We start from the raw sequence: 2886 nt of genomic DNA on the forward strand, positions 1-2886 counted from the left end.
CCCGCACCACCTCACCCCCCGGGCGGTGGGCCGCCCCCCCCGGGGGGGGCCACACGGCCTCGTTCACGGCGTTCACGGCGTTCGCGGTCTTCACGGCGTCCACGGCCCGGGGCCGTGACACGGGCCGCCCCGGTACTCGTTTTCGTCCCAGCGCGGGGGTGCGGCAAGATGGGGTGTATCTGCCCACTCCCTGATTGCCGGACGGTTTCTCTTGGCTGAGTACATCTACACCATGCGCAAGGCGCGTAAGGCGCACGGCGACAAGGTGATTCTCGACGACGTCACGCTGAGCTTCCTGCCCGGAGCCAAGATCGGTGTCGTGGGCCCCAACGGCGCCGGAAAGTCCACGGTACTGAAGATCATGGCCGGGCTGGAGCAGCCGTCCAACGGCGACGCCTTCCTCGCCCCCGGCTACAGCGTCGGCATCCTCCTGCAGGAGCCCCCGCTGGACGAGTCCAAGACGGTGCTGGAGAACGTCCAGGACGGCGTCGCGGAGGTCAAGGGCAAGCTCGACCGGTTCAACGAGATCGCCGAGCAGATGGCGACCGAGTACACCGACGAGCTCATGGAGGAGATGGGCAAGCTCCAGGAACAGCTCGACCACGCGAACGCCTGGGACCTGGACGCCCAGCTGGAGCAGGCCATGGACGCCCTGGGCTGCCCGCCCGGCGACTGGCCCGTCACCAACCTCTCCGGCGGTGAGAAGCGCCGCGTCGCGCTGTGCAAGCTGCTGCTGGAGGCCCCCGACCTGCTGCTGCTGGACGAGCCCACCAACCACCTGGACGCCGAGTCCGTGCTGTGGCTGGAGCAGCACCTGGCCAAGTACGAGGGCACCGTCGTGGCCATCACCCACGACCGGTACTTCCTGGACAACGTCGCCGAGTGGATCCTGGAACTCGACCGCGGCCGCGCCCACCCCTACGAGGGCAACTACTCCACCTACCTGGAGAAGAAGGCCGCCCGCCTCAAGGTCGAGGGGCAGAAGGACGCCAAGAGGCAGAAGCGCCTCAAGGAGGAACTGGAGTGGGTCCGCTCCAACGCCAAAGGCCGCCAGGCGAAGTCCAAGGCGCGTCTGACCCGCTACGAGGAGATGGCCGCCGAGGCGGAGAAGACCCGCAAGCTGGACTTCGAGGAGATCCAGATCCCGCCGGGCCCGCGCCTGGGCAACGTCGTGGTGGAGATCGAGCACCTGCACAAGGCGTTCGGTGACAAGGTCCTCATCGACGACCTGTCCTTCACCCTGCCGCGCAACGGCATCGTCGGCGTCATCGGCCCCAACGGCGCCGGCAAGACCACGCTGTTCAAGATGATCCAGGGTCTGGAGGAGCCGGACTCCGGCACCATCAAGGTCGGCGACACCGTCAAGATCTCCTACGTCGACCAGGCCCGCGCCAACATCGACCCCAAGAAGACGCTGTGGGCCGTCGTCTCCGACGAACTGGACTACATCAACGTCGGCCAGGTCGAGATGCCCTCACGCGCCTACGTCTCCGCGTTCGGCTTCAAGGGCCCGGACCAGCAGAAGCCGGCCGGGGTCCTGTCCGGCGGCGAGCGCAACCGCCTGAACCTGGCGCTCACCCTCAAGCAGGGCGGCAACCTCCTCCTGCTCGACGAGCCGACCAACGACCTCGACGTCGAGACCCTGTCCTCGCTGGAGAACGCGCTGCTGGAGTTCCCCGGCTGCGCCGTGGTGGTCTCCCACGACCGCTGGTTCCTGGACCGCGTGGCCACCCACATCCTCGCCTACGAGGGCGAGAGCAAGTGGTTCTGGTTCGAGGGCAACTTCGAGTCGTACGAGAAGAACAAGGTGGAGCGCCTCGGCCCGGACGCCGCCCGTCCGCACCGCACCACCTACAAGAAGCTGACGCGGGGCTGAGGAGAGGCGTGCGCCACACATTCCCCTGCCCCCTGCGCTGGTCCGACATGGACTCCTTCGGGCACGTCAACAACGTCGTGTTCCTGAGGTACCTGGAGGAGGCGCGGATCGACTTCATGTTCCGGCTCGCCCGCCAGGCGGCGTCGGGGGCCTTCACCGGAGGCTCGGTGGTGGCCGGGCACGAGATCTCCTATCTGCGTCCGCTGGTGCACCGGCACGAGCCGGTCGTGGTGGAGATGTGGGTGACGAAGATCGGCGCGGCCTCGCTGACGGTCGCCTACGAGGTCAAGGACGGCCCCGGGGAGGGGGACACCGTCTACGTCCGCGCCTCGACGGTCGTGGTCCCCTACGACCTGGAGCGCGAGCGTCCGCGCCGGCTCCGTGACGAGGAGAAGGCGTTCCTCAAGGAGTACCTGGACGACAGTGCGACGGGGGCCGCCGCGGCATGAGCGGACACCCCCCACGCCTGGTGTTCGCCGACCCGGGGGAGGCGGCCGAGCTGGCCGCCCTCCTGAGCCGGCTGCTGCGCTGGGAGAAGGCCGCGGCGGTACGGCTGCGCGCGACCGGGGACGGCGTCCTGGGCGTCTTCGCGCGCCCGGCCCGCTTCGAGGTGCTGGCCGTGCGCACCGCCCGGCTGACCGAGTCGCCACAGCTGGACGCGACGGTCTCCGCCGGAGAACTGCTGGAGGGCCTCGACCAGGCGTCCGGGTCGGCTTCCGTGCCCGCCGCCGTGACCGGCCCGCCCTGGGCCGGTCTGCTGCCGCCGCGCGGCGGCTGGCGGCCGGTGGGCGAGCTGCCGTACGAGTCGGTGCGCTCGGTGGCCGCGTCGGTGGTCGCGGAGTTCCGGCGGCGCAGCGAGGCGCTGGCGCCCGGCGAACGCAGCCGCGGGGCGCTGGACGCGCTGGCGGAGGAGATCTGGTCCCGCCCCCTGGGTGGCGGTACGGGGCTGCCGCTGCGCGCCGTGCACGCCGCGCAGGCGCTGGGCATGCTGCGCAGCCGCGGCCCGGCCC

General features: G+C 70.3%; 3 protein-coding genes. All 3 read left to right on the forward strand.

Translation table 11 applies throughout. The features are described from left to right. Positions 1-211 precede the first annotated feature (211 nt). Positions 212-1876 (forward strand): energy-dependent translational throttle protein EttA, encoded by a 1665-nt coding sequence (gene ettA / locus AC2CJA_RS25760; RefSeq protein WP_241713167.1) that lies wholly within the window; start codon positions 212-214, stop codon positions 1874-1876. 8 nt (positions 1877-1884) lie between these two features. After that, the gene (locus tag AC2CJA_RS25765; protein ID WP_484605075.1) at positions 1885-2325 is read left to right on the forward strand and encodes an acyl-CoA thioesterase; all 441 of its coding nucleotides are present in this window, start codon (positions 1885-1887) and stop codon (positions 2323-2325) included. Continuing rightward, the coding region (locus tag AC2CJA_RS25770; RefSeq protein ID WP_484605076.1) for a DUF8010 domain-containing protein at positions 2322-2886 on the forward strand (565 nt) is incomplete at its 3' end. The genes AC2CJA_RS25765 and AC2CJA_RS25770, both read left to right, overlap by 4 nt.

The sequence above is a fragment of the Streptomyces sp. ATLC9 genome, from assembly GCF_057196705.1.